This is a genomic window from Actinotalea alkalitolerans, from assembly GCF_023369855.1.
Taxonomy (GTDB): Bacteria; Actinomycetota; Actinomycetes; order Actinomycetales; family Cellulomonadaceae; genus Actinotalea.
In genome coordinates, this window is the sequence record NZ_JAMBPP010000026.1 from 1 (window position 1) to 25,208 (window position 25,208).

20 protein-coding genes are annotated in these 25,208 nt (G+C 72.1%); 15 read left to right on the forward strand and 5 right to left on the reverse strand.

All coding sequences use genetic code 11. The features are described 5' to 3' along the window. Positions 1–114: 114 nt before the first annotated feature. Together M1R94_RS19805 and M1R94_RS19810 are read right to left on the reverse strand one after the other, a co-directional pair. The gene (locus M1R94_RS19805; protein WP_249383457.1) at positions 115–1,194 is read right to left on the reverse strand and encodes an inositol-3-phosphate synthase; all 1,080 of its coding nucleotides are present in this window, start codon (positions 1,192–1,194) and stop codon (positions 115–117) included. Positions 1,195–1,212: 18 nt separating this feature from the next. Beyond that, positions 1,213–1,842 (reverse strand): PadR family transcriptional regulator, encoded by a 630-nt coding sequence (locus M1R94_RS19810; protein WP_249383458.1) that lies wholly within the window; start codon positions 1,840–1,842, stop codon positions 1,213–1,215. A 373-nt stretch (positions 1,843–2,215) separates the two neighbouring features. Between M1R94_RS19810 and M1R94_RS19815 the strand changes: the two genes are divergently transcribed. The 5 genes from M1R94_RS19815 (at position 2,216) to rplI (ending at position 6,753) form a co-directional block, all read left to right on the forward strand. Next, entirely contained in the window at positions 2,216–4,870 is a 2,655-nt protein-coding gene (locus M1R94_RS19815) for a transglycosylase domain-containing protein (RefSeq protein WP_249383459.1), read from the forward strand. A gap of 241 nt (positions 4,871–5,111) precedes the next feature. Next, the gene (gene rpsF / locus M1R94_RS19820; protein WP_249383460.1) at positions 5,112–5,402 is read left to right on the forward strand and encodes a 30S ribosomal protein S6; all 291 of its coding nucleotides are present in this window, start codon (positions 5,112–5,114) and stop codon (positions 5,400–5,402) included. A 50-nt stretch (positions 5,403–5,452) separates the two neighbouring features. After that, complete coding sequence (locus tag M1R94_RS19825) at positions 5,453–5,962, forward strand: single-stranded DNA-binding protein (RefSeq protein ID WP_249383461.1); 510 nt, start codon at positions 5,453–5,455, stop codon at positions 5,960–5,962. An 88-nt stretch (positions 5,963–6,050) separates the two neighbouring features. Further along, positions 6,051–6,287 carry a 30S ribosomal protein S18 gene (gene rpsR, locus M1R94_RS19830; RefSeq protein WP_249383462.1) on the forward strand — a complete coding sequence of 79 codons (237 nt, stop codon included), beginning with the start codon at positions 6,051–6,053 and terminating at the stop codon, positions 6,285–6,287. Positions 6,288–6,300: 13 nt separating this feature from the next. Next, positions 6,301–6,753 (forward strand): 50S ribosomal protein L9, encoded by a 453-nt coding sequence (rplI, locus tag M1R94_RS19835; protein WP_249383463.1) that lies wholly within the window; start codon positions 6,301–6,303, stop codon positions 6,751–6,753. Positions 6,754–6,857: 104 nt separating this feature from the next. Here the strand turns inward: rplI and M1R94_RS19840 are convergent, their stop codons facing one another. Continuing rightward, positions 6,858–8,135: an MATE family efflux transporter gene (locus M1R94_RS19840; protein ID WP_374109498.1), complete on the reverse strand. Its 1,278-nt coding sequence runs from the start codon at positions 8,133–8,135 to the stop codon at positions 6,858–6,860. Positions 8,136–8,551: 416 nt separating this feature from the next. Between M1R94_RS19840 and dnaB the strand changes: the two genes are divergently transcribed. The 5 genes from dnaB to M1R94_RS19865 all read left to right on the forward strand — a co-directional run bounded on the left by dnaB (position 8,552) and on the right by M1R94_RS19865 (position 15,753). Then, positions 8,552–11,170: a replicative DNA helicase gene (gene dnaB, locus M1R94_RS19845; RefSeq protein ID WP_249383464.1), complete on the forward strand. Its 2,619-nt coding sequence runs from the start codon at positions 8,552–8,554 to the stop codon at positions 11,168–11,170. A 251-nt stretch (positions 11,171–11,421) separates the two neighbouring features. Continuing rightward, positions 11,422–12,957: an anchored repeat ABC transporter, substrate-binding protein gene (locus tag M1R94_RS19850; protein ID WP_249383465.1), complete on the forward strand. Its 1,536-nt coding sequence runs from the start codon at positions 11,422–11,424 to the stop codon at positions 12,955–12,957. Positions 12,958–12,974: 17 nt separating this feature from the next. Further along, positions 12,975–14,051, forward strand: coding sequence for a choice-of-anchor M domain-containing protein (locus tag M1R94_RS19855; RefSeq protein WP_249383466.1), 1,077 nt, complete (start codon positions 12,975–12,977; stop codon positions 14,049–14,051). Then, positions 14,048–14,848 (forward strand): anchored repeat-type ABC transporter ATP-binding subunit, encoded by an 801-nt coding sequence (locus tag M1R94_RS19860; RefSeq protein WP_249383467.1) that lies wholly within the window; start codon positions 14,048–14,050, stop codon positions 14,846–14,848. The genes M1R94_RS19855 and M1R94_RS19860 overlap by 4 nt, the downstream gene beginning before the upstream one ends. Beyond that, entirely contained in the window at positions 14,845–15,753 is a 909-nt protein-coding gene (locus M1R94_RS19865; RefSeq protein WP_249383468.1) for an anchored repeat-type ABC transporter permease subunit, read from the forward strand. The genes M1R94_RS19860 and M1R94_RS19865 overlap by 4 nt, the downstream gene beginning before the upstream one ends. A 31-nt stretch (positions 15,754–15,784) precedes the next feature. On the opposite strand, the gene M1R94_RS19870 is transcribed toward M1R94_RS19865, so the two are convergent. Then, positions 15,785–16,999, reverse strand: a complete 1,215-nt coding sequence (locus M1R94_RS19870; RefSeq protein ID WP_249383469.1) for an MFS transporter — start codon at positions 16,997–16,999, stop codon at positions 15,785–15,787. Positions 17,000–17,038: 39 nt separating this feature from the next. Further along, on the reverse strand, positions 17,039–17,356 hold the full coding sequence (locus tag M1R94_RS19875) for a PGPGW domain-containing protein (RefSeq protein WP_249383470.1): 318 nt from the start codon (positions 17,354–17,356) through the stop codon (positions 17,039–17,041). A gap of 186 nt (positions 17,357–17,542) precedes the next feature. Here M1R94_RS19875 and M1R94_RS19880 point away from each other — a divergent pair, with 186 nt between their 5' ends. From M1R94_RS19880 to M1R94_RS20610, 5 genes are all read left to right on the forward strand, one after another. Continuing rightward, complete coding sequence (locus tag M1R94_RS19880; RefSeq protein WP_249383471.1) at positions 17,543–18,412, forward strand: hypothetical protein; 870 nt, start codon at positions 17,543–17,545, stop codon at positions 18,410–18,412. Between the two features lie 360 nt (positions 18,413–18,772). Further along, entirely contained in the window at positions 18,773–19,435 is a 663-nt protein-coding gene (locus tag M1R94_RS19885; RefSeq protein WP_249383472.1) for a hypothetical protein, read from the forward strand. Between the two features lie 34 nt (positions 19,436–19,469). Continuing rightward, positions 19,470–20,315, forward strand: a complete 846-nt coding sequence (locus tag M1R94_RS19890) for a DNA/RNA non-specific endonuclease (RefSeq protein WP_249383473.1) — start codon at positions 19,470–19,472, stop codon at positions 20,313–20,315. A gap of 91 nt (positions 20,316–20,406) precedes the next feature. Beyond that, positions 20,407–22,053, forward strand: coding sequence for an ABC-F family ATP-binding cassette domain-containing protein (locus M1R94_RS19895; RefSeq protein ID WP_249383474.1), 1,647 nt, complete (start codon positions 20,407–20,409; stop codon positions 22,051–22,053). A gap of 220 nt (positions 22,054–22,273) precedes the next feature. Then, complete coding sequence (locus tag M1R94_RS20610; protein WP_283253721.1) at positions 22,274–25,093, forward strand: S8 family serine peptidase; 2,820 nt, start codon at positions 22,274–22,276, stop codon at positions 25,091–25,093. Positions 25,094–25,208: the final 115 nt, after the last annotated feature.

Below are 25,208 nucleotides of genomic sequence, written 5' to 3' on the forward strand. Positions count from 1 at the left end.
CCTTCAACTCCCCAGAAACGACCACGGTCGCTGCAACTCCTCAGATCGAGATGTTGCAGCGACCGTGTGAACCCGCCCAGCATGCCGGGGCCCTCGACCTTCGCTCTCTACGGACTACCGCTCCGCGTCACCAGCGATGAAGGCCTCGAGCTGCGCCCGGCCCTTCGTGTCTTCCATCTGCACCGGCGGCGACTTCATGAAGTACGTCGACGCGGACAGGATGGGTCCGCCGATTCCGCGGTCCTTGGCGATCTTCGCCGCGCGCAGCGCGTCGATGATGATGCCGGCCGAGTTCGGCGAGTCCCAGACCTCGAGCTTGTACTCCAGGTTCAGCGGCACCTCACCGAAGGCGCGGCCCTCGAGGCGGACGTAGGCCCACTTGCGGTCGTCGAGCCACTGGATGTAGTCCGACGGGCCGATGTGCACGTTCCGCGCGGCCAGGTCGTGGTCCATGTTGGACGTGACCGACTGGGTCTTGGAGATCTTCTTGGACTGCAGGCGGTCGCGCTCGAGCATGTTCTTGAAGTCCATGTTGCCGCCGACGTTCAGCTGGTACGTGCGGTCCAGGATGACGCCACGGTCCTCGAACAGCCGGGCCAGCACGCGGTGCGTGATGGTCGCGCCGACCTGGGACTTGATGTCGTCACCGACGATCGGGACACCGGCGTCCTCGAACTTCTTGGCCCAGACCGGGTCGGAGGCGATGAAGACCGGCAGCGCGTTGACGAAGGCGACGCCCGCGTCGATCGCGCACTGCGCGTAGTACTTCGCGGCGTCCTCGGAGCCCACCGGGAGGTAGCAGATGAGGACGTCGACCTTGTTCTCGCGCAGCTGCCCGACGATGTCGACCGGCTCGGCGTCCGACTCCTCGATGGTCTCGCGGTAGTACTTGCCGAGACCGTCCAGGGTGTGGCCACGCTGCACGGTCACGCCGAGCGGCGGCACGTCGGCGATCTTGATGGTGTTGTTCTCGCTGGAGCCGATGGCCTCGGAGAGGTCGAAGCCGACCTTCTTCGCGTCGACGTCGAACGCCGCCACGAACTCGATGTCAGAGATGTGGTACTGGCCGAACTTCACGTGCATGAGGCCAGGCACCGTGCTCTGCGGGTCGGCGTCCGCGTAGAAGTGGACGCCCTGGACCAGTGATGCGGCGCAGTTGCCGACGCCCACGATGGCGACGCGGATCGAACTCATCCTCGCTCCTCGGTTCTCTCAGTGCTGCGGCGCATCAGCGCCGGCAGCGGTGTCGGTGCCGGTCGGTCGACCGGACCCGTCGGTGGTGGTGCGGCGGTTGCCGCGTTCGTTGTCGATCAACCCGTCGAGCCAGCGGACCTCACGCTCCACGGACTCCAGTCCGTGGCGCTGCAGCTCGAGCGTGTACTCGTCGAGTCGTTCGCGCGTCCGCGCGGCGGACTGCCGCACCTGCTCGAGCCGCTCGGTGAGTCGGGTGCGACGGCCCTCGAGGATCCTCAGGCGCGTCTCGGCGTCGGTCTGCGCGAAGAACGCGAACCGGACGTCGAAGTTCTCGTCCTCCCAGGCCGCGGGGCCCGAGGAGGACAGGATTCCGGCGAAGTGCTCCTTGCCCTCTGCGGTCAGCTCGTAGACGATCCGCGCGCGCTTGCCCGACAGTGCGTGCGGCGGCGGCGACTGCGAGGAGTCCGTCCCGACGATCAGTCCTCGACCGACCATCGACTTCAGGCACGGGTACAGCGAGCCGTACGACAGGGCGCGGAACGAGCCCAGCACCAGGTTGAGCCGCTTGCGCAGCTCGTAGCCGTGCATCGGTGCCTCGTGCAGCAACCCGAGGATCGCCGGCTCGAGCACGTCGGAACGACCCCGCACCGTGCACCTCCGCGTGACGGCCCGTCGACTTCGAGCCACTTTCGATGTATCGAACTGATACATCGAGACAGTAGGACGCTGGGATGCATCGTGGCAAGTGGTGGTCCTTCGCGCAGGGCTTCCACACCCTCTTCACGGCGCCTGACCGGCGTTCGCGCGTGCTCACGAGCAAACCATCCGTACCCTGATCCCTGGCCGTGCCCCGCACGAGGCACGCCGGACACGCCCGACAGCACCACGATCCACCCCGCCAGAACCCTCTGCGCAGGAACCGCTCTCGACCGGGAGGCACAGCGTGGCACCGGGTACCCCCCCCTCTTCGCGTGACCCACGCACCCCTCCTCCGGCCGGCAACGGACCACAGCGACGCAGCGTGATCGGTGGCGGGGGAACGCCCCCGGCGGGCCGTCGGACGGCGCCCCCGGCGCAGACCCCGGCTGGTGCGGCACCCGCGTGGACGCCGTCGGGCGCCTCGGCCACCGGCGCCTCGGCGCACTCGGGCGGGACGGCGGCCCCGCGGTCCGCAGCGGCCGGTACCCGGGCCGCGGCGAAGGGCCGCCCCGCGAAGGGCGGGACCCCTGCGGCCGGTGGCGGCAAGGGCGGACGTCCGCCCGGACGTCGCAGGCTGATCGACTACCCGCGCGAGGGTCGTTCGGGCATCCGCCGCTGGTTGCCGTCATGGCGGCTGATCCTGGGGCTCCTCCTCACCGTCCTGCTCCTGATCGTCGCCACCGTGCTGGTGGCCTACGCCCGGACCACCATCCCCGCCCCCGACGACTTCGCCGAGGCGCAGACGACGACCGTCTACTACTCCGACGGCGAGCAGGTGATGGGCACGTTCGGTGAGCAGAACCGCGTGCTCGTCGCCGGGGACACCATCCCGGAGCACGTCAAGGACGCCGTCGTCGCCGCGGAGGACCGCACCTTCTACGAGAACCCGGGCATCTCCCCCACGGGCATCGCGCGGGCCCTGTGGAACAACCTGCAGGGCGGGCGGCAGCAGGGTGGCTCGACCATCACCCAGCAGTACGCCGAGCGCTACTACGCCGGCACGACGACCACCGACTACCGGGGCAAGGCCCAGGAGGCGCTCCTGGCGGTCAAGCTCGCGCAGGCGCAGGACAAGGACGAGATCCTCGCCAACTACCTCAACACGATCTACTACGGCCGCGGCTCATACGGCATCGAGACCGCCGCTCGCGCCTACTTCGGGATCGGCGTCACCGAGCTCGACGTCGCGCAGGCCGCGCTGATCGCCGGGATCATCCCCTCGCCCAACAACTGGGACCCGCGCAACGACCCCGAGCGGGCCGAGGAGCGCTGGAACTACGTGCTGGACGGCATGGTGGTCATGGGGACCCTCGAGCAGTCCGCGCGCGACGCGCTGACTTTTCCCGAGACGATCGAGTACGTCCGCTCCGACACCCTCGCCGGCCCGCAGGGCTACCTGCTCGACATGGTGCAGCGCGAGATCCTGGAGCAGTCGGCGATCACCCAGGACGAGCTCGACCGCGTGGGGTACCGGATCGTCACGACCATCGACCGCAGGCTGCAGGACGCAGCCGTGGCGGCCGTGGCGACCCTGCCCGAGGACAAGTCCCCGAACCTGCGTACCGCGCTCGTCTCCCTCGACTCGGCGACCGGCGCGATCCTGTCGCTGTACGGCGGCCCGGACTTCGTGACCCAGTCGCGCAACGCCGTGACCCAGGACCGCGCGCAGGCGGGGTCGACCTTCAAGCCGTTCACCCTGGTCGCCCACCTCGAGTCGGGGAACTCGCTCGACTCGCGCTACCGGGGCACCTCGGGCATGGCCATCGAGGGATGGCCCGACGGCGGGCCCGGCAACTTCGGCGGGCAGAACTTCGGCAACATCACCGTGGTCGACGCCACGGCCGACTCGGTCAACACCGTCTACGCCCAGATGAACGCCGAGGTCGGGCCGCAGGCCACGATCGACGTCGCCGTGCGGGCAGGGATCCCGCAGGACACGCAGGGGCTGGAGCCGGTGCCCTCCAACGTGCTCGGCACCTCCTCGCCGCACCCGCTGGACATGGCGCGCGCCTTCAACACCCTCGCCAACCAGGGAGGGCGGACCACCCCGCACATCGTGCGGTCGGTCGAGTACCTGCGCGGCGGCACGGCGTACGAGGGGGCCAAGCCCACCGAGCAGGTGTTCGAGGCCGACGTGATGGCCGACACCACCTATGCGCTGACCCAGGTCGTCGAGCGCGGCTCGGGCACCGCAGCGCGGGACCTGGGCCGTCCGGCCGCGGGCAAGACCGGTACCTCGAACGACAACAGGTCTGCGTGGTTCGTGGGCTACACCCCCCAGGTGACCACCGCGGTGGCTCTCTACCAGGTGGGTGAGGACGGCTCGACCGAGGAGATCACCCCGTTCGGCGGACGGGGCCAGATCACCGGGGGCTCGTTCCCCGCCGAGGTGTGGACCGCGTACATGATCCCGGCGATGGAGGGTCTCGAGGTGCTGCCCTTCCCGGGACGCGCCGACGTCGGCGAACCCAACACGCCGCCGATCGTGTCCATCCCCTCGGTGGCCGGCATGGGGGAGGCCGAGGCGCGCGCCGCGCTCGAGGCTGCGGGCTTCGCCGTGGCGGTCACGACCGAGAACAGCAACGACGTGCCCGAGGGGATCGTCATCGGCAGCAACCCGAGCGGGGAGGCGCAGGTCGGCAGCACCGTGACGATCGTGGTCTCGGTGGGACCGGGCCTGGTCGACGTGCCGGCGGTCGCGGGGCTGGACGAGGCCGGTGCCCGATCGGCCCTCGAGGCTGCCGGGTTCGTCGTCACGGTCACCCGCCAGGAGGGCACAGCGGCGCAGGGGACGGTCATCTCAAGCAACCCGAGCGGGGGGCAGGCCCCGCCGGGGAGCACCGTCACGCTGATCGTCTCGAGCGGGCCGGCGGCGGTCGTGACGCCGACGCCGACGCCGACGACTCCTGCGGAGCCCCCGGTGGATGACGGCGGGGATGAGGACGAGGAGACGGAACCCGAACTCCCGGTTCCCTAGAGCGGCTGCTCGGGGACGATGCGACCACCCGCTGTCCGTCTCCTCGCTCACGACGACCATCGTCCACAGCCTTGTCCACAGGTATGGACGGTGGTCGTCGCGTCCTCGGCGGAACCGGTAGAGTGGCGCGTTGCTGCCCACGCAGGTCCGGTGCCATCACCGGGGAGCGGGGCCGCAGACGCTGAACCCTCCTGTCACGGAGAGACCGTGACCGCAAAGTCCACAGGAGGTGGGTAATCGCATGCGTCATTACGAAATGATGGTCATCCTCGACCCAGAGATCGAGGAGCGCACCGTCGCCCCGTCGCTCGACAAGTACCTCTCGGTGGTGACCACCGCAGGCGGCACGATCGACAAGGTCGACATCTGGGGCCGCCGTCGTCTGGCCTACGAGATCCTGAAGAAGTCCGATGGCATCTACGCCGTCGTCGACTTCACCGCCACGCCGGCCACCGCCAAGGAGCTGGACCGTCAGCTCGGGCTGAACGAGGCCGTCCTGCGCACCAAGGTCATGCGCCCCGACGCTCACTGAGCGTCCCCGCACCGACACTGAACAGCACACGATCAGAACGAGGAGCAGGCATGGCTGGAGACACCGTCATCACGGTGGTCGGGAACCTCACCGGGGACCCCGAGCTGCGCTTCACCCCGTCGGGGGCGGCGGTCGCGAACTTCACGATCGCCTCGACCCCTCGGCAGTTCGACCGTCAGAGCAACGAGTGGAAGGACGGCGACACGCTGTTCATGCGCTGCTCGATCTGGCGCGAGGCAGCCGAGAACGTCGCCGAGTCCCTCACCAAGGGCATGCGCGTCATCGCCCAGGGTCGCCTCGTGCAGCGCTCCTACGAGACCCGCGAGGGTGAGAAGCGCACCGTCGTCGAGCTCCAGGTCGACGAGGTCGGTCCGTCCCTGAGGTACGCCTCGGCGAAGGTCACCCGTGCCCAGCGCTCCGGCGGTGGGGGCGGCGGCTTCGGCGGTGGCGGCTCGCAGGGTGGCGGTCAGCAGGGCGGTGGCGGCGGAGCCGACAACGACCCGTGGGCCACCCCCGCACCCTCGTCCGGCGGATCGTTCTCCGACGAGCCCCCGTTCTGATCACACCCAGACTCACCCATCCCGGGCTGACGTCGCCTCGCGCGGCGCACACACAGGTCCGGGCTCCGTAACCTGAAGGAGCACCACGATGGCGAAGCCCGTCGTCCGCAAGCCGAAGAAGAAGCTCAACCCGCTCAAGGCCGCGAAGATCACGGTCGTCGACTACAAGGACACCGCGCTGCTGCGCAAGTTCATCTCCGACCGCGGAAAGATCCGCGCTCGCCGGGTGACCGGTGTCAACGTCCAGGAACAGCGTGCGATCGCACGGGCCGTCAAGAACGCCCGCGAGATGGCACTGCTCCCGTACTCGAGCTCGGCTCGCTGAGAAAGGCTGACTGATGGCAAAGCTCATCCTGACTCATGAGGTGACCGGCCTCGGTACCCCCGGTGACGTGGTCGAGGTGAAGGACGGGTACGCCCGGAACTTCCTCGTCCCCCGCGGCCTGGCCACGGCCTGGTCGAAGGGCGCCGAGAAGCAGATCGCCGGCATCCGCAAGGCCCGCAAGGCCCGTGAGATCGCCACCCTCGAGGAGGCGAAGGCCGTCCGCGACTCGGTGCAGTCCAAGCCCGTCGTGATCACGGTCAAGTCTGGCCCCTCGGGCCGGCTGTTCGGCGCCGTCACCACGACCGAGATCGCCGAGGCCGTCAAGGCCGCCGGTGGGCCCTCGATCGACAAGCGCAAGGTCGAGATCGGTCAGCCGATCAAGTCCCTGGGCGAGTACCAGGTGAAGGTCCGTCTGCACGACGACCTCTCCGCACAGATCGACGTCCGGGTCGTCCCGGAGGCCTGAGCCTCCCGACCCGTCACCACGGCCCGGTCCCCTGAACGGGGGCCGGGCCGTGGTGCGTCCTGACCGGTCCCGCACCGGGGTGCAGCCAGCCGGGCGGGGCGGCCTCACCCCCCGGTGACCATCCAGCGCCCGCCCCGTGCGCGCAGCCCCGTGGTCAGTGCCCGCGCCGCCATGAACACCCCCGCGAAGGCCACCCACAACCACACCAGTCCTCCGACGCCGTCGTCGGCCCAGGCGCGGACGGCCAGGGCGGCCGGGGCGTAGACGACCAGGGTGATCATGCCGACGACGGCGAGGTAGCGGCCGTCCCCGGCGCCGATGAGCACGCCGTCCAGCACGAAGACCCATCCGGCCATGGGGAGGGTCACCGCCACCACCAGCAGGGTGAGGGCGACCGCGCGCCGCACCTCGGGGTCGGTGGTGAACAGCGGGGCGATCCACCACCCGGCAGCTCCCAGCACCACCCCGAGCACCCCACCCGCGCACGTGCCCCACAGCAGGGTGCGACGCAGCACGGTACGGGTGGCCGTGAGGTCGCCGGCACCGAGCGACCGGCCGACCAGGGCCTGGGCCGCGATGGCCAGCGCGTCGAGCGCGAAGGCGGTCAGCCCCCACAGGGCGTTGACGACCTGGTGCCCGGCCAGGGTCACGGTGCCCAGCCCGGCAGCGACCCAGATGGTCAGCAGGATCGCCAGGCGCAGCGAGAGGGTGCGGACCAGCAGGGGCGTGCCGGTGTGTACCCCGGTCAGCACGCCGGCCCCCGAGGGCCGGAGCGCGGTGCCGCTGCGCCGGGCGCCGCGGACGACCACGACCCCCAGGACCACGCCCATGCCGATCTGCGTGATCGCGGTGCCCAGCCCCGAGCCGGCGACCCCCATGCCCAGGCCGAGGACCAGGGCCACCGAGAGCACCGCGTTGACCACCGCGCCGCTCGCGGCGACCCACAGCGGGGTGCGGGTGTCGAGCATCCCGCGCAGCACACCGGTCGCGGCGAGCACGACGAGCATCCCGGGCAGCCCCGGTGCGGACCACCGCAGGTAGGCCACCGCATGGGGCACGACGGCCTCCGGGGCGCCCAGGGCGGCGACGATCAGCGGCGTGGTCATCCACAGGGTGAGAGCCAGGACGACCCCGATCCCGAGGGCGAGCCAGAGCCCGTCGACGCCGAGCCGCAGTGCGCGGTCGCGGTCGCCCGCGCCGAGGCTGCGGGCCACGCTCGCGGTGGTCGCGTACGCCAGGAAGACGCAGAGCCCCACGAGGGTGACCAGCACGGTGCTGGCCAGGGCGAGACCGGCCAGCTCCGGGGTCCCGAGACGACCGACGACGGCTGAGTCCACGAGGACGAACAGGGGTTCTGCGACCAGGGCGCCCAGTGCGGGCACCGCCAGGGCGAGGATCTGGCGGTCCAGTCCGGTGCGTCCGCGGCGGTCCGCGCGGGTCCCTTCCGGCGAGACAGGGTGTCCACTGGGTGAACGTCGGGCCACGAGTTTCCTGTCCACAGTCGGAGCGGGGCGTATGCGGTGATCAGCGCCTGTTCCCACCGCAGTTCCCACCGTATCCACAGATCTATCCACGGCCTGTGCACAGAGGCGCGCGGGGCCGTCCACAGGTTGTCCCCAGGGTCGCGCACAGGGCGGAGGTCCCGCCGTTTGGGTGTGGTCGGCCGGGGCCATAGCCTCGCGAAGACAGCACGGCGGAGGTTCGTCGTTGCCTGGCACCCATCGCCTCACCGGTCGGATGTCAGCAGCGTGCGATAGAACGTCAGTTCGACGCGTACGCGGCAGTGGAGGGTGTTTCTGTGAGCATCGACGAGCTCGAGCAAGGCTTGAGCACACGGCGCCCCGGCGCCGGGTTCGACCGCACACCCCCGCAGGACATCGTCGCCGAGCAGAGCGTGCTGGGCGGCATGCTGCTCTCCAAGGACGCGATCGCCGACGTCGTCGAGCAGATCAAGGGCACCGACTTCTACCGTCCAGCCCACGAGATGGTCTACGACGCGATCCTCGACCTCTACGGTCGCGGGGAGCCGGCCGACGCCGTGACCGTCGCGGGCGAGCTGACCAAGCGCGGGGAGATCGGGCGCATCGGTGGCGCGCCGTACCTGCACACCCTGATCTCGATGGTGCCGACCGCGGCCAACGCCGGGTACTACGCCCGGATCGTGCGCGAGCGAGCGGTGCTGCGCCGACTGGTCGAGGCCGGCACGCGCATCGTCCAGCTGGGCTACGCGACCGACGGCGGCGACGTCGACGAGCTGGTCAACAACGCCCAGGCCGAGGTCTACGCGGTCACCGAGACCCGCACGAGCGAGGACTACCTGCCGCTCGCCGAGATCATCAGCGGCACCATGGAGGAGATCGAGGCCGCTGGTCAGCGCGGCGAGGGCATGGTCGGCGTGCCGACCGGCTTCCTCGAGCTCGACAAGCTCACCAACGGTTTGCACGGCGGCCAGATGGTCGTGATCGCGGCCAGGCCGGCGATGGGGAAGGCCCTGGCCCTCGACACGCCTCTGCCGACGCCCACCGGTTGGACCACGATGGCCCAGGTCAAGGTCGGGGACCACCTGCTCGCGGCCGACGGCACCCCGACGCGCGTGGTCGCCGCAACCGAGGTGATGGTCGATCGCCCGTGCTACGAGGTGACCTTCGACGACGGCACGCGGATCGTGGCGGATGCCGAGCACGAGTGGTTCACCGACACCCGGGCCTCGCGGCGCGCCCGCCAGGAGGCGGGCCGGCTCGGCGCTCCGCGGGTCCTGCCGGGAGTGCGGACGACGACGGAGATCGCCGCCACGCTGCGTTGCGCGACCGCCGACCGGCGCCTGAACCACAGCGTGCCCACGGCGCGGCCCCTCGACCTCCCGGACGCGGACCTCCCGGTCGATCCCTACGCCTTGGGTGTCTGGCTCGGGGACGGGCACTCGGCCTCGGCACGGTTCACCTCGGACGATCCCGAGATCGCGATGCGGATCGAGGGGCGCGGGCTCCGCTCGATCCGACAGGTCGGGGGCGACGGACGGATCTACTCGATCCAGCTCCCGCTCGAGGCCGAGCCGGAGGCCCGCGACTGCGTCGTCTGCGGCATCCCGTTCGTCCCCACCACGAGCCAGGTCAAGGCTTGTGGACGCAGCTGCGGTGGACGGGCCAAGGGCCTCGGGGGGGCCTCGACCGCACCCACCTGCCCGGACTGCGGTGTCCGGACGTCGGGCATGCGCCGGTGCCAGGCCTGCTACCACGCGCACGGGACGGTGTCCGGTCGGCTCCGGACCCTCGGTGTGCTCAACGACAAGCACATCCCCGTCGAGTACCTGAGGGCGAGCGAGGCGCAGCGGCGGGAGCTTCTCGCCGGCCTTCTCGACACCGACGGCACCGTCAACCGGACGGGAAGCGTGCAGTTCGCCGTCACCGACGAGCGGCTGGCCCTCGACGTCCGCGAGCTGGTCCACAGCCTCGGCTACCGAACCGGCTGGGCGCTCAAGAGCGTCGCGGGGCGAAGCCCCGAGCGCAGCACCGCGTACATCCTGATCTTCACCACCGACGACGAGGTCTTCGCCCTCGAGCGCAAGAAGCTCGTCCACAAGGAGCGCCGCCGCCCGTCGACCCCGAGGCTCACCTCGCGGTTCGTCACCTCGGTCGAGCGGGTCGAGTCGGTCCCCGTGCGGTGCGTCGAGATCGACCACGGCAGCCATCTGTACCTCGCGGGCCGGGCGATGGTCCCGACCCACAACTCGACGATCGGACTCGACATCGTCCGGTCGGCGTCGATCAAGCACGGCATGACCTCGGTGGTGTTCTCCCTGGAGATGAGCCGCAACGAGATCACCATGCGCATGCTCTCGGCCGAGGCGCGCGTCCCGCTGCAGAACATGCGCAAGGGCACCATGCGCGACGAGGACTGGCAGAAGCTCGCCTCGACCATGGGCAAGCTCTCCCAGGCGCCGCTGTTCATCGACGACTCCCCCAACATGTCGTTGATGGAGATCCGCGCCAAGTGCCGGCGGCTCAAGCAGCGCCACGACCTCAAGCTCGTGGTCATCGACTACCTGCAGCTGATGAGCTCGGGCAAGCGGGTCGAGTCCCGGCAGCAGGAGGTCTCGGAGTTCTCGCGTGCGCTCAAGCTGCTCGCCAAGGAGCTCGAGGTCCCGGTGATCGCGATCTCCCAGCTCAACCGTGGCGCCGAGCAGCGCACCGACAAGCGCCCCCAGATGAGCGACCTGCGCGAGTCGGGCTCGATCGAGCAGGACGCCGACATCGTCATCCTGCTGCACCGTGAGGATGCCTACGAGCGCGAGTCACCTCGCGCCGGTGAGGCCGACCTCATCGTGGCCAAGCACCGCAACGGGCCCACCGACACCATCGTGGTGGCCTTCCAGGGTCACTACGCGCGGTTCGTGGACATGGCGCCGGCGGGGATGTAGCAGCGTGATCGACCCGGACGGCACGGTGCTGCGCTTCACGCAGGTGCGCTGACAGGCCCTGGACAACCGTCGGTAATGAGACTCATTCGCATGTAGGCTTCTCGTCTGCCCGCCCTGGGCACCCCGACAGGAGCCCGATGTCTCTCGTTGCTCGAGCCTGCCGCTGCGTCACCGCCGTGGGTGCGTCCATGCTGCGTCGCGCTCGGCCCGTGCGTGGGCGGCGACGGCGCCAGGGGCACGGAGCGGTGCTCGTGAGCGGAGCGGTGCTGGTGAGCAGCGCGGTGCTGACCGCCTGCGCCCCTGCCGTCGGCGGTGACGACGGCACCACCAGTGTCGTGACGACGACCCCGGTGCTGGCCGACCTCGCGCGGAACGTGGCCGGGGACCACGCCCGGGTCGTCTCGATCGTGCCGGACGGCGGTGACCCGCACTCCTACGAGCCCTCTCTGCGGGACGTACGGGACATCGCCTACGCCGACGTGGCCTTCAGCAACTACGTGCTGCTCGAGGACCACGCGATCATCAAGGCGCTCGACGCGAACCTGCCTGCGGGGTCGCCGAACGTCGCGCTGGCCGAGGCGGCGGTCAAGTACGCCGCAGAGATCATCCCCCTGGTGGAGAACGTCAACCTCGACACCATCTGGCTCGGGCTGCGCGTCACCGGGTCGGGGGTCGAGTGGGGAGCCACGCGCGCCTCGGAGGTCCGGCTGAGCGCCACCAGGGTCGACGGTCCCGGCCAGCTCACCGGGTACCTCACCGAGACGTTCGGGAACCCCCGGGTCTACTTCGACTCCGCGGCCGGCTTCGACCCGGCCGACCCGTCAGCCCAGTCCGTGACGCTGCCGACCGACGCGCACACCCACATGAGCTGGACCTTCGAGGAGCCGGGCGTCTACGAGCTCACCCTCGGTGCGCAGCTCTGGACCACCCCGGACGACCCACCGGTCGACCTGGGCACCGGGACCTTCACCTTCGCGGTGGGCGTCGACCCCCACACGGTGCCCGGCAAGGACGGCGCCGTCGTGCTCGACGGCGGTCATGGGGACATCGCGGTGGACCTGTCCACCGGGGCCCTGGCGGTCGTCATGGACTCCCACCACGCAGGTGAGTCCCACCAGCACGTCCACCGGGCGGCGGACGTCGTCGTCTCGGTGCCCAACAAGGCGCTCGCGCCCGTGCCGGTCGGTCCGGGGTTCCGCTTCCTGGGCCGGCCCGACCACCAGATCTACCAGCTGCCGCAGGCCGTCCTGGGCAAGCACGTGCACGGGGAGATCGACCCGCACCTGTGGCACGACGTCCGCAACGCCGAGGCCTACGTGCGCATCATCCGCGACACCCTGATCGGGGTTGACCCCGAGCACGCCGCGGCCTACCGCGCCAACGCCACCGCTTACCTCGAGGAGCTGCACGCCACCGACGACTACGTCGCCCGGACCATCGGTTCGATCCCGCGCTCCCGGCGATACCTGGTGACCACCCACGACGCCTTCGCGTACCTGGGCGCGGCCTACGACGTCGAGATCGCCGGGTTCGTCACACCCAACCCGGCGACCGAGCCGAGCCTGGCCGAACGGCAACGCCTCTCGGAGACCATCCGCAACCTCCACGTGCCGGCGGTCTTCCTCGAGCCCCATCTCGCGCAGCGCTCCACGGTGCTGCAGGAGGTCGCCCGCGAGCACGGGATCGACGTCTGCGACATCTACTCCGACACCTTCAGCACCGAGGTCTCGACCTACGTCGAGCTCATGAGGTTCAACGCCGACTCCCTGAGGTCGTGCCTGACGTGACAACCCCGAGGACACCCATGCCCAGCACCAGCCGTCTCCTGCCGAGCCCGTTCGAGCGCCCGCGCCCGAGCCCGGACCTGAGCCCGTCCACGCGCTCGCGGTCGTCCCGCCCGGGCCGGCGCACCGCGGTCCGCCTGGCGTGGGTGGCCGCAGGTGTCGTGCTGCTCGCGGGAGGGGTGTCGCCGTCGGTGGCCGCTCCCCGTGCGGTGGACGACCAGCTCGAGCAGCGCGTCGCGGCGGACGAGGCCACGGTCGAGGGTCCTGCCGTGGTGGAGGTCGGCCACGTGGACCTCGGGGCGCGGTTCATCGACGGGGCGTGGACCCTGCAGGCCCGCGATGACCGGGAGGTCCCCCCGGTGTGGCGGCGGATCGAGGAGACGGTGTTCAGCGTGACCGACGCCGCCGTGCTGGCGGCCCCGGAGGGTGAGGACTACGCGTTCCTGGGTGTCGAGCCCGGGACGCCGGTGTATGTCGTGCCCCAGGTCCAGGACCAGGACGTGGTGTGGATCGGGTGGAACACCCAGGACCCTGAGGTCGTCGGGCGGATCCAGCGCGGGGCGACCCTGGCCCTGCGCGGGGTCGACGGTCCCGGCGAGCTGCACCTCTTCCTCCAGGAGGGGGTCCCCGGACCTCCGAACCTGCTGTGGAGCACGGCACGGGCCTACCCGCAGGACCTGTGGATGGAGGTCAACACCCACACCCACGCCAACTGGGTCTTCACCGAGCCGGGGATCTACCTCCTGGACGTCGAGGTGCGCGCCGACCTCGTCGACGGCGAGGCGGTGAGCGACCGTGCGGTGCTGCGGTTCGCCGTCGGCAGCGCGACCGACGTCGACGCCGCCCTGGCCGCCGGCTCGGACCTCGCCCCCCAGGACGACGGCGCCACCGAACCCGCACCCGAGACGACCACCGAGGCCGACGACGCACCCGACGGCACCGAGGCGGCACCCGGGGACGGCGGTGGACCGCTGAGCGTGATGCCGTGGGTGATCGCCGCGGCCGCAGCACTGGCGGCGGCTGTCACGGTGAGCCTGCTCCTGGGCCGCCGCAACCGCCGTCGTGCCGAGGTCGAGATCGGCGGGTCGACCCGATGACCGCGGTCGGCACCCGTGTCCCGGTGACGCGTGAGCCCGGTCCCCCGGCCCTGCAGGTCACCGACCTGGCGGTCGAGCTGGGTGGACGCCTGGTGCTCCACGACACCGACCTCGCCGTCCGTGCGGGAGAGCTGGTCGGTCTGATCGGCCCCAACGGGGCGGGCAAGACGACCCTGCTGCGGTCCGTTCTGGGCCTGGTGCCGACACGGTCGGGCACGGTGCAGGTCGACGGACGCTCGGGGGGCGCGGCCTCGAGCAGGATCGGGTACGTCCCGCAGCGCCACGAGTTCGCGTGGGACTTCCCGATCAGCGTCGAGGACGCCGTGATGTCGGGGAGGGTCCGGCGGGTCGGCTGGATGAGGCGACCCGCCGTGGCCGACTACCGGGCCGTGCGACAGGCGCTCGACCGGGTCCGGATGACCGACCTGCGCCGTCGCGTGGTGGGTGAGCTCTCGGGTGGGCAGCGGCAGCGGGTCCTGGTGGCCCGTGCCCTGGCCCTGCAGCCCAGCGTGCTGCTTCTCGACGAGCCGTTCACCGGGCTCGACGTACCCACCCAGGAGCTGCTGACCGACCTCTTGGTCGAGCTCTGCGCCGAGGGCGGTGCGCTGCTGATGACCACCCACGACCTGACCGGCGCGATGCACACCTGCTCGCGGCTGTGCCTGCTCAACCGGACGATCGTGGCGAACGGCCCACCCGAGGAGCTGACCGACCCTGACCTGTGGATGCGCGCCTTCGGCATCACCGGGGGCTCCCCGCTGCTGCGTGCCCTCGGCCTGGTGCAGGCGACCGCATGATCTCCGTCGGTGACTTCATCGCGGACCTGCTCAACCCCGACCTGGCCTTCCTGCCCAAGGCCGTGCTGATGGCCGTGATGTCGAGCGTGGTGTGCGGCGTGATCGGCTGCCACGTCGTGCTGCGGGGCATGGCCTTCATCGGTGACGCCGTGGCTCACGCCGTCTTCCCGGGCCTGGCGGTGGCCTTCGTGCTCCAGGGCTCGCTCGTGCTGGGCGGGGCGGTCGCGGGGGTCGCGACCGCGGTGCTGGTCGCGGTGTTCTCCCAGAACCGGCGGCTGCGCGAGGACACCATCATCGGGGTCTTCTTCGTCGCGGCCTTCGCGCTCGGCATCGTCATCATCAGCCGGGCGCCGGGGTACGCGGGCTCGCTCCAGCACTTCCTGTTCGGCTCGATCACTGGCATCCCCGACGAGGACGTCGTCATCGTCGCCGTCGGCGGGACGATCCTGCTGCTCGGGGTCTTCCTGCTGCACAAGGAGTTCGTGGCGGTCAGCCTGGACCGGGAGATGGCGCGGTCGGCGGGCCTGCCGGTGCTCTGGCTCGACCTGGCCCTGTACGTCATGGTGACCCTCGCGATCGTCCTGTCGGTGCAGACGATCGGGAACATCCTGGTGCTCGCGCTGCTGATCACCCCCGCGGCGACAGCGCGCCTGCTCACCGACCGGCTGGGCATGATGATGCTGCTCGGGCCGGTCCTCGGCGCGACGTCGGCCGTGGTCGGGCTGTACCTGTCGTGGAGCCTGGACCTGCCGGCGGGCGGGACGATCGTGCTGGTCTCGACCGCGGGCTTCCTGCTGGCCTGGGTCCTGGCCCCGCGTCACGGCCTGCTGGTCCGAAAGGTCAGGGGCCGCCGGGCCATGGGACCCGTGGCCGTGGAGCGCGTCGCCGTCCCGGCCGGCGGCTGAGACCGGCCGCGCGACGGGGACGGGGCGGCTGCTAGGGAGCCTCGCCCGCGCGCTCGCGCGCAGGCTCGGTCTGCGCACCAGCGTCGGCGCCGGGTGAGGACGGCCGATCGTCGATCCGGAGCGTCCTGAGGGCGTGCGGGCCGGCGACGGCGCCCACCGCGATGAGTCCCGAGAAGACGGCGCACACGAGGACCCATGACGTGGTCCCGTAGAGCACCCCGGCGAGCGCTGAGCCCACGGCGCCTCCGGCGAGCGCCGCGTTGCCCAGCAAGCTCATCCCGCGGCCGGTCCGGTGCGGGAGCACCTGGGCGATCGCCGCCTCGTGGATCGGGGTGATCGCGGCCCACGCCGCACCCGTGAGCACCCAGAGCGCCGCGATCACCGGCGGGCTCGGGGCGAGTGCGAGGCCTGCGGCGAAGGCCGCCGAGGCCGCCGAGGCGAGTGCGTAGACGGTGCGTCTGCCGATCCGGTCGGTGATCCCGTGCAGGTACCGCGGCAGCACGGTCATCGCGATGCCACCGGGCAGGAAGACCAGGGCGATCTGGACGACCTCGAGGTCGAAGGCGCGTTGGAGGTGCAGCAGCAGGAGCAGGCCGATCCCGGCCTCGGCCAGGCTGGTCAGCGCGACCACGGCGAGCAGCGGGGCGAGCCGTCGTGCTCCCCCGGGTGCCGACGGCTGCGCGCCGGTCGGGGCGACCGGCGACCGCGGGGTCAGCAGCAGCGCGGCGACCGCCACGAGGCACGTCGTCGCCAGGGCGCCGAACACGCCGCGGTACCCCAGGTACGGCAGCAGGACCAGGGACGGAATCCAGAAGAACCACGAGGCGAAGGCCACCGAGGCGAAGAGACCGGCGAACGCTCCGCTGTCGTGCGCCAGCCGCTCCGCGGTGATCGCACGCACCGCGACCCACAGCAGAGCCCCGCCGACACCCCCGGCGCCAGCAGCCACGAAGGCGACCGGCAGCCCGGGTGCGAGGGCGTAGCCCAGGCAGCTGGCGCCGTAGAGGAGGGCGCCGGCAGCCGCGACACGGGTGCGTTGGCGGGTGTCGGTGAGCCAGCCTGCGAGCGGACGGGCGAGGAAGGAGAGCAGCAGCTCGACCGAGACGAGCGCACCGATCTGCGCCGGGGTCGCACCGAGCTGGGCGCCCACCCAGAGCGGGATGAGGAAGTCGAGGATCTCGCCCGAACCACCGACCAGCGAGGCGGCCAGGATCGAGCTCCGTGCCCGGGTCGGGTGCCACTGCATCGCTCGAACCTAGGGCATGACGCGCTGGCTGGGGACCCCTCAGCGCCCCCGACGACGCACCAGGGACCAGACGGTCGCGCCCGCCTCGCTCATCCGACGCAGCAGCACCTTGGCCCACGCGAACTCGGCGGCCAGCACGGCGACCCCGGCGAACAGGGTGAGCAGCCCTGGCCCGGGGAGCACCATCATGGCCAGGCCGGCGACGATCAGTGCGGTCCCGGTCACGGCGACCACGACCCACCGCACCGGGTGGGGCAGGAAGCGCAGGGCGGAGCGCACCCGGTCGGCCGGAACGGGTGACTCCTCAGGGTGGTCGGCGTCAGGCTGGCCGGCGTCGTCGACCGGGCGGGGATCCATGGCACCACTCTGCCTCAGATCTCGCACGGACTCGTAGGCCCCGCGTCCGTCGTCGCCACCCGTCCGGGGCCCGGAGCCCGCCGCGGCCCGCCCACCGGACGGTCGGCCCGCACCCCTCGCCGTCGCGGGGTCCCGCTCGTACAGTGAGGTCAGCCCGCACCTCGGCCGCGGCCCGGAGGAGACCCCATGGTCTACACGCTGTCCTCACCCACGGTCCTCGCGGTCGACGCGGCCTGCCACCCGTGCGGCGCGGAGATCCTCGGCGCCCTCGGCGACGCCTTCCGGCTGACCGAGCGGGGTGTCACGAGGCTGGGACTCCGGGCGCTCGACGCCGACCACGAGGCCACCGCGCTCGCGTGGGGGATGGTCGAGATGGTCGATGCCGGCGCTGTCCCCACGGCGACGACGTTGCGGTTCCCCGGTGCGGGTCGGGTCCCCGAGGCCGGGGTGCTGGCCCGGACCCGCCTGGGGGACGTGCGTGACGTGACCCGCCTGGTCGTGACCGAGGCGGCGCCGTGGCCCGACGCCGCGCGGGTCCCGGTCGCGGGTGGCCGCCGGGCCGCCGGGTCTGCGGCAGCGGCCGCCGCGGTGGTCGCCGCCCGGTGGACCTCCCCCGACCTGCCGCCCGAGCACGTCGAGGTGCTGACCTGGCCCTGGCTCGCGGCGGCGGCGGCCGACGGCGAGCTCACGGCACCGGCCGATGCGTCGTACGGCCCGCACAGCGAGTCCGTCGTGGCTCTGCGCACCGCCGTGGCCGACGGCGTCCGGCTCCTCGACCTGGCCCAGGTGCGCTGGGCCGAGGGCGACTGGGCGCGATCGATGCATGCCGCGGCATGGGCCGCGTTCACCTCGGGGCGGTTGCGCGAGCAGCTGCTCGCGGTCGTGGACGTCACCGCGGCCCTGCTGCGCGCCGAGGGCCGCCCCGACCCGGTGCTGCTGCGGGACGCGCTGCCCGCCCTGCACGCGCTGACGGTGGCACGGGTCGTGCCCGACCTCCTCGAGCCCTCGGTCGCTGCCGACCTGTGCCGGGGTTCCTCCGCGGTGGGCTCCCGGTAGGGGGCGGACCTCCGGCGAGAAAGGCCCCCACGCCCCGCGGCTGGGTCGAGCGTGCCGTCGCCCTCGAGCGGTTCACCGAGATGCCCAGCGGTGGGCACTTCGCGGCCCTGGAGGAGCCGCAGGCCCTGGCCCAGGACCTGCGCGCCTTCGTCCGCGAGGTGGTCCTGAGGCGCGGATGACGCAGGGTGGTCCCGACGGGGCAGCGAGGACGACGAGAGGGTCAGGCTTGACCGACCGCTTCTGGTCATCACCGCGCCCCGCCGGTCGATGAGGACGAGACACCCGTCGAGGACGAGACACCCGTCGAGGACGAGACACCCGTCGAGGACGGGACGACCGTCAGGACCAGGAGGGCCGGCCGTGGAGGGCATCGCTGCGATCAGCGCGCGCATCGCCGCGATCCAGGGCACGTTGACCTCCCTGGCCCCGCCGTCGACCTCCGCGGCAGCAGGTGGCGCGAGGCCGGGCGTCACGACGTCCTCCACCGGCTCCACGTCGGGCTCGGGCACGACGTCGTCGGCGGTCCAGTTCGCCTCGGTCCTCGCCGAGCAGGTCGGGCAGTCGGGCGTCCCGGCCGCAGGGGCGACCCAGGCGATGCCCGCGGTTCCTGGCTTCACCCCTGAGCAGGTGGCCAACGCCTCCGCGATCGTCACCACCGGCCAGTCCAGGGGCCTGTCCCTGCGCGACCAGGCGATCGGGGTGATGACCGCGATGGGCGAGTCCTCGTTGCGCGTGCTCGACCACGGTGACAAGGCCGGTCCCGACAGCCGCGGGCTCTTCCAGCAGCGCGACAACGGCGCCTGGGGCACCCTCGCGCAACGGATGGACCCGGCTGCCAGCGCGACCAGCTTCTTCACCGCCCTGGAGCGGGTCGGCGGACGGGCCGGCATGTCGCCGACGCTGGTCGCCCACACCGTGCAGCGCAACGCCGACCCGAACCACTACACCCGGTACTGGGAGGGGGCCGTGACGATGGTCTCCCGCCTGACCGGGGCGAGCGCCGGGCAGGTCGCCGGGGGCTGAGGCGGCTGTCCGTGCGGCGTGGTTGTCTGGGCGCATGCTGACCCGCAGCGGCTACGACCCCACGTTCCTGCCCGTGGACGTCCCGCTGCCGCAGCCCGCGGCCCCGACCGGCCCTCGGCTGGTGGAGCTGCCGTACACCCACTTCACCGTCCTGCTGCGGCCCGACCGGCGGCTCGCTGCGGCGACCGTGGTGATGATCGACGGTGAGCACCTGGTGGACCTGGACCGCACCGGAACCCGGTGGCGGCTCGACCCGCGCGTCCCGGGGTCGGCCCAGGCGGGCGCCGAGGTGTACGCCCGCAACGACCTCGACCGCGGTCATCTCGTGCGTCGCCGCGACCCCGTGTGGGGATCGGCCGAGACCGCTGCGACCGCGAACGCCGACACGTTCTTCTACACCAACGCCGCCCCGCAGGTGGCGGCCTTCAACCAGTCCAAGGACCTGTGGCTGGGACTCGAGGACCACCTGCTCGACCATGCGGGTGCGACGGCCTCTCGGCTCACCGTGCTGACCGGCCCGGTGCTGGCTGACGACGACCCGACGTACCGCGGGCTGCCGCTGCCCCGGGCGTTCTGGAAGGTGGCCGCCTGGGTGCGCCCCGACGGCCTCGCGGCCACCGCGTACCTGCTCGACCAGTCCGAGCTGCTCGCTGCGTTCCTCGAGGCGGACCGGGGTGAGGGCACGTCGCCGTCGGGCCTCGGCGCGTACCGGACGTTCCAGGTCCCGGTGGACGACGTCGCCCGGACCACCGGGCTGGACCTCGGACCGCTCACCGCTGCTGACCGCCTGCTCGCTGTCGACGTCGTGCTCCGTCGCGCAGGGGTGCGCGAGCCGCGCGGTCGGTTCGAGCTGACCGCGCTGGACCAGGTCGTGCTGTGATCGCCCTGCCCCTGTGCCCGCCCCTGCCCCCGCCCCTGCCGGCTGCCGGTCGCGGGCGTCGGTGCCCGCCGCCGCGCGGGAGGATGGGGCCATGACGGCGACCGTGCAGGCCAAGGGGGTGGGCGCGGGGTTCGGCGCTCGCGAGCTCTTCTCGGGCGTCGACCTGGTCGTCGCCCCCGGCGACGTGGTCGGGCTGGTGGGCCCCAACGGTGCGGGCAAGTCCACGCTGCTGCAGATCCTGGCCGGGACCCGCCCCGCCGACACCGGCACGGTGCAGGTCTCCCCTCCCGACGCGCGGCTCGGTCACCTCGCCCAGGAGGTCGACCGGCAGGAGGGCGAGTCGGTGCGCGCCCACCTGGGCCGACGGACCGGCGTGGCCCCCGCGCAGCTCGCGCTGGACGCCGCGGGCGACGCGCTCGGCGCCGGGCTGGACGGCGCCGACGACGCGTTCTCCCACGCCCTGGAGACCTGGCTGGCCCTGGGAGGCGCGGATCTGGAGACCCGCCTCGAGACCGTCGCCGCCGACCTCGGCCTGGACGTCGACCTGGACCTGCCGATGACGGCGCTGTCGGGTGGGCAGGCCGCCCGGGTGGGTCTGGCCGCGCTGCTGCTCTCGCGCTACGACCTGTACCTGCTCGACGAGCCGACGAACGACCTGGACACCGCCGGCCTGGCCCTCCTGGAGGCCTTCGTCGACCGGACCGAGGCGCCGATCGTGGTGATCAGCCACGACCGCGAGTTCCTCAGCCGCACGGTGACCACGGTGGTCGAGATCGACCGGAGCCTGCAGCGCGTGCTGACCTACGGCGGCAGCTACGACTCCTACCTCGAGGAGCGCTCGGTCGCCCGACGCCGCGCCCGGGAGGCCTACGAGGGGTACTCCTCGCGGCTGGACGCCCTCAACGCCCGGGCCCGCATGCAGCGCGCGTGGATGGACAAGGGGGTCAAGAACGCCCGCCGCAAGGCCCCCGACAACGACAAGATCGGCCGGAAGTTCCGCTCCGAGGCCTCCGAGAAGCAGGCCGCGAAGGCCCGCCAGACCGAGAAGATGATCAACCGGCTCGATGTCGTCGAGGAGCCGCGCAAGGAGTGGCAGCTCCAGCTGAGCATCGCTGCCGCGCCGCGCTCCGGAGCGGTGGTCGCCGCAGCCCGGGGCGCCGTCGTGCAGCGGGGTGGCTTCACCCTCGGGCCGGTGGACCTGCAGCTCGACTGGCGTGACCGGGTCGCGGTCACCGGGCCCAACGGGGCGGGCAAGTCCACGCTCCTCGCGCTGCTGCTGGGCCGGCTGGCGGCCACGGCGGGCCGGGTCGACCTCGGCTCGGGCGTGCTGGTCGGCGAGGTCGACCAGGCGCGTCGGGCGTTCGAGGGCGACGAGCCGCTCGTCACGGCCTTCGCCCGTGAGGTGCCCGACTGGCCGACCGCCGACGTGCGCACCCTGCTGGCGAAGTTCGGCCTGGGCGGGCACCACATCCACCGGACCGCCGCCTCGCAGTCCCCCGGTGAGCGGACCCGTGCGGCGCTGGCTCTGCTGCAGGCCCGTGGCGTGAACCTGCTGGTCCTGGACGAGCCGACCAACCATCTCGACCTGCCCGCGATCGAGCAGCTCGAGGCGGCCCTGGACAGCTTCGACGGCACGATCCTGCTGGTCACCCACGACCGCCGGATGCTCGAGACCGTGCGCCTGACCCGCCGCCTGCACGTCGAGGACGGCACCGTCACCGAGATCACCCCCGACTGACGGCACGCCGCCCCGGGCCGGGCCGACCGCCGTGGGCTGCCCGACCACCCCCGCTCGCCGACCGCCTCGGGCCGAGCCGGCCGCCGGACGTACGAGCAGTCACCCCTCTGTCACATCTCTAGTCACAGTTGTTACCACCTCGGAACACTCTCTGCTTAGGGTGTCCCCAACCTCCCGCCACCACGGCGGGGACGGGTGCATCGACAGGGGAGAGTCTGGGATGAGATCACTCATGAACGAGCGCGGCGGCGCAACGGTGCGCCGCCGGCTGTGCGCCGGAACCGGCGTGATGGCGGTGCTCCTGGCCGGGGCGACCCTTCCGGCCGCCGCCGCAGGAGGGGCCGTGCCTGGCGGCGCCACGGCAGGGCCCGCCAGGGTGCTGCCTGCCGCGACCGCGACGGCCGAGGAGGGCTTCCTCGGGACGGCGGCCGACCTCGGCGTCGACGTCCCGGCGCCCGAGCCGGAGCTCACGCAGGAGTACGCCTCCTCACCCACGGGGGCCTGGTTCGTCGAGCTCAGGCCCACCCCGGTGGTCCAGGGTGGCAGCAGGGCCTCGGTCGACCGCGCCGAGCGGGACTTCGTCGCCGAGGCCCGCGACCGGGGCGTCGACGTCGAGGTGCGACGCAGCTTCTCGACGCTGTGGAGCGGGGTCTCCGCGGAGATCTCTGACGACGAGATCGCCGCCGTCGAGGAGCTCGCCTCGGTCGAGGCGGTCTACCCGGTGCTCCTGGTGGACGCCCCCGAGCCGGCGTCCTTCTCCGAGCCCGAGATGCGCACCGCGCTCGCGATGACCGGGGCGGACATCGCCCAGAGCGAGCTGGGGTTCACCGGCGCGGGCATCCGCGTGGGCATCATCGACACGGGGGTGGACATCGACCACCCCGACCTCGGTGGCGTCGGCACCGACGGTGCCACCGGCTTCCCGAGCACCAAGGTCGTCGCGGGCTACGACTTCGTCGGGGACAGCTACAACGCCGACCCGACCTCCCCGGACTACCAGCCTGTCCCGCAGCCCGACCCCAACCCGGACGACTGCCAGGGTCACGGCACCCACGTCGCGGGGATCGTCGGCGCGCAGGGTGACTTCGCCCTCGACGGCGTGCGCGGCGTGGCCCCCGACGTCGAGCTCGGCGCCTACCGGGTGTTCGGCTGCGACGGCTCGACCGAGGCCGACATCATGATCGCCGCGATGGAGCAGGCCCTGGCCGACGGCATGCACGTGGTCAACCAGAGCATCGGCTCGGCCTTCCAGACCTGGCCGCAGTACCCGACGGCCGTGGCGAGCGACAACCTCGTCGACGCGGGCGTCGTCATGGTCGCCTCGATCGGCAACAGCGGCGCCTCCGGCACCTGGTCCGCCGGGGCACCGGGCGTCGGTGAGCACGTCATCGGGGTCGCGTCCTTCGACAACACCCACGTGACCGCGCAGGTGATGGAGGTCGACGGCGCGCGCGTCCCGTTCGTCCCGGCCACCAGCGCCCCCGAGCCCCCCACGTCGGGCTCGCTCCCGCTGGTCGCCCTCGGCGAGCCCGGCAGCGACGAGGCACGTGCCTGCGTCCCCGTCCCGGCAGAGGTCGTGGCCGGCAACGCGGTGCTCATCGAGCGTGGTGCGTCGACCCTCGGCACCGCGTGCGACGCGACCTTCTACGCCAAGGCGCTCGCAGCCCAGCAGGCCGGTGCGGTCGCCGTGGTGCTCTACAACAACGTGCCCGGCATGTTCAGCCCGTCCGTGGCGGGCGCCGAGGAGATCACCATCCCGGTCGTCGCGATCTCGCAGGCGGACGGCGTGGCCCTGACGGCCGCGACGGCCGACGGTGCGACGCTGACCTGGACCGACGAGATCGGGAGCACGGTCAACCCGACCGGTGGGCTGATCTCGAGCTTCAGCTCTTACGGCATGGGTGCCGACCTCTCGCTCAAGCCCGACCTGGGCGCCCCGGGCGGGAACATCTACTCGACCTACCCGCTCGAGAACGGTCGGTACGCGACCCTCTCGGGCACGTCGATGTCCGCCCCGCACGTGGCGGGGGCCGTCGCCCTGCTCCTCGAGGCCCGTCCGGGAACGGCGGCGCACGACGTGCGCGGCATCCTGCAGAACACGGCCGATCCGATGGAGTGGTCGCTGGTCCCCGGTGCCGGGTACGTCGAACCGGTGCACCGCCAGGGTGCGGGGATGCTCGACATCGACGACGCGATCCTCGCCGAGGTCGTCATCGCACCGGGCAAGCTCTCCCTGGGAGAGACCACGCGGCGTCCTGCGCGCCATACGCTCACGCTGACCAGCACCGGCAGCCAGGACGTCACGTACACGACGTCGTTCGTCGACGCCGTGGCGACCGCGGACGACCCCGACAACCCGGGCTTCTACCTCGGGGAGAGCTCGGTCCGGATGCCGGGCTCGGTGACCGTCCCGGCGGGCGGCACCGCGAAGGTGACCGTGTCGATCGCCGCCGACACCGAGCTCGAGCTCGCGCAGTACGGCGGGCACCTGGTCTTCACCCCCGAGGAGGGTGACCCGCTGCGGGTCCCCTACGCCGGCTTCGCGGGCGACTACCAGGCCCTCCCGCTGCTCGGCGACCTGCCGGGTCTTGAGCTGCCGGTGCTCGCCTCGCTGGTCGAGTGCGGGCGGCTGATCGGGACCGACTGCGTCGCCGGTGGGTCGTGGGACATCGCGGAGGCCGGCCAGGTGTACACGATGCGGGACGGGGACTTCCCGACCGTGATCATGCACCTCGAGCACCCGGCGCAGTCGATCACCTTCGAGGTGTACCGGGTGCTGCCGGGCAAGCGCGAGCGGGTGCTGCCGCGGGGGGCGGTCGCCTACCACGAGGAGTTCGTCGGACGGGACTCGGGCGGGTTCAGCGTGCGCACCTGGGACGGCACCCGGGTCAAGCCGAACGGCAAGGGGCGCATCGCGGTGCCGAACGGTCGCTACGTCCTGGAGGTGACCGTGCTCAACGCCCTGGGCAACGTCCGCAACCCCGATCACGTCGAGACGTGGACCACCCCGGTGTTCACGATCGACCGCAGGACCAGCTGATCGCCCGCAGCCGGTGAGTCCTCACCGGCTGCGCAGCTGGCAGGTAGGGGGGGGGGGGGGCCCCCCCGCCCCCGGGCCCCCGCCCCCCGGGGGGGGGGGGGCGCGGGCGCGCGGG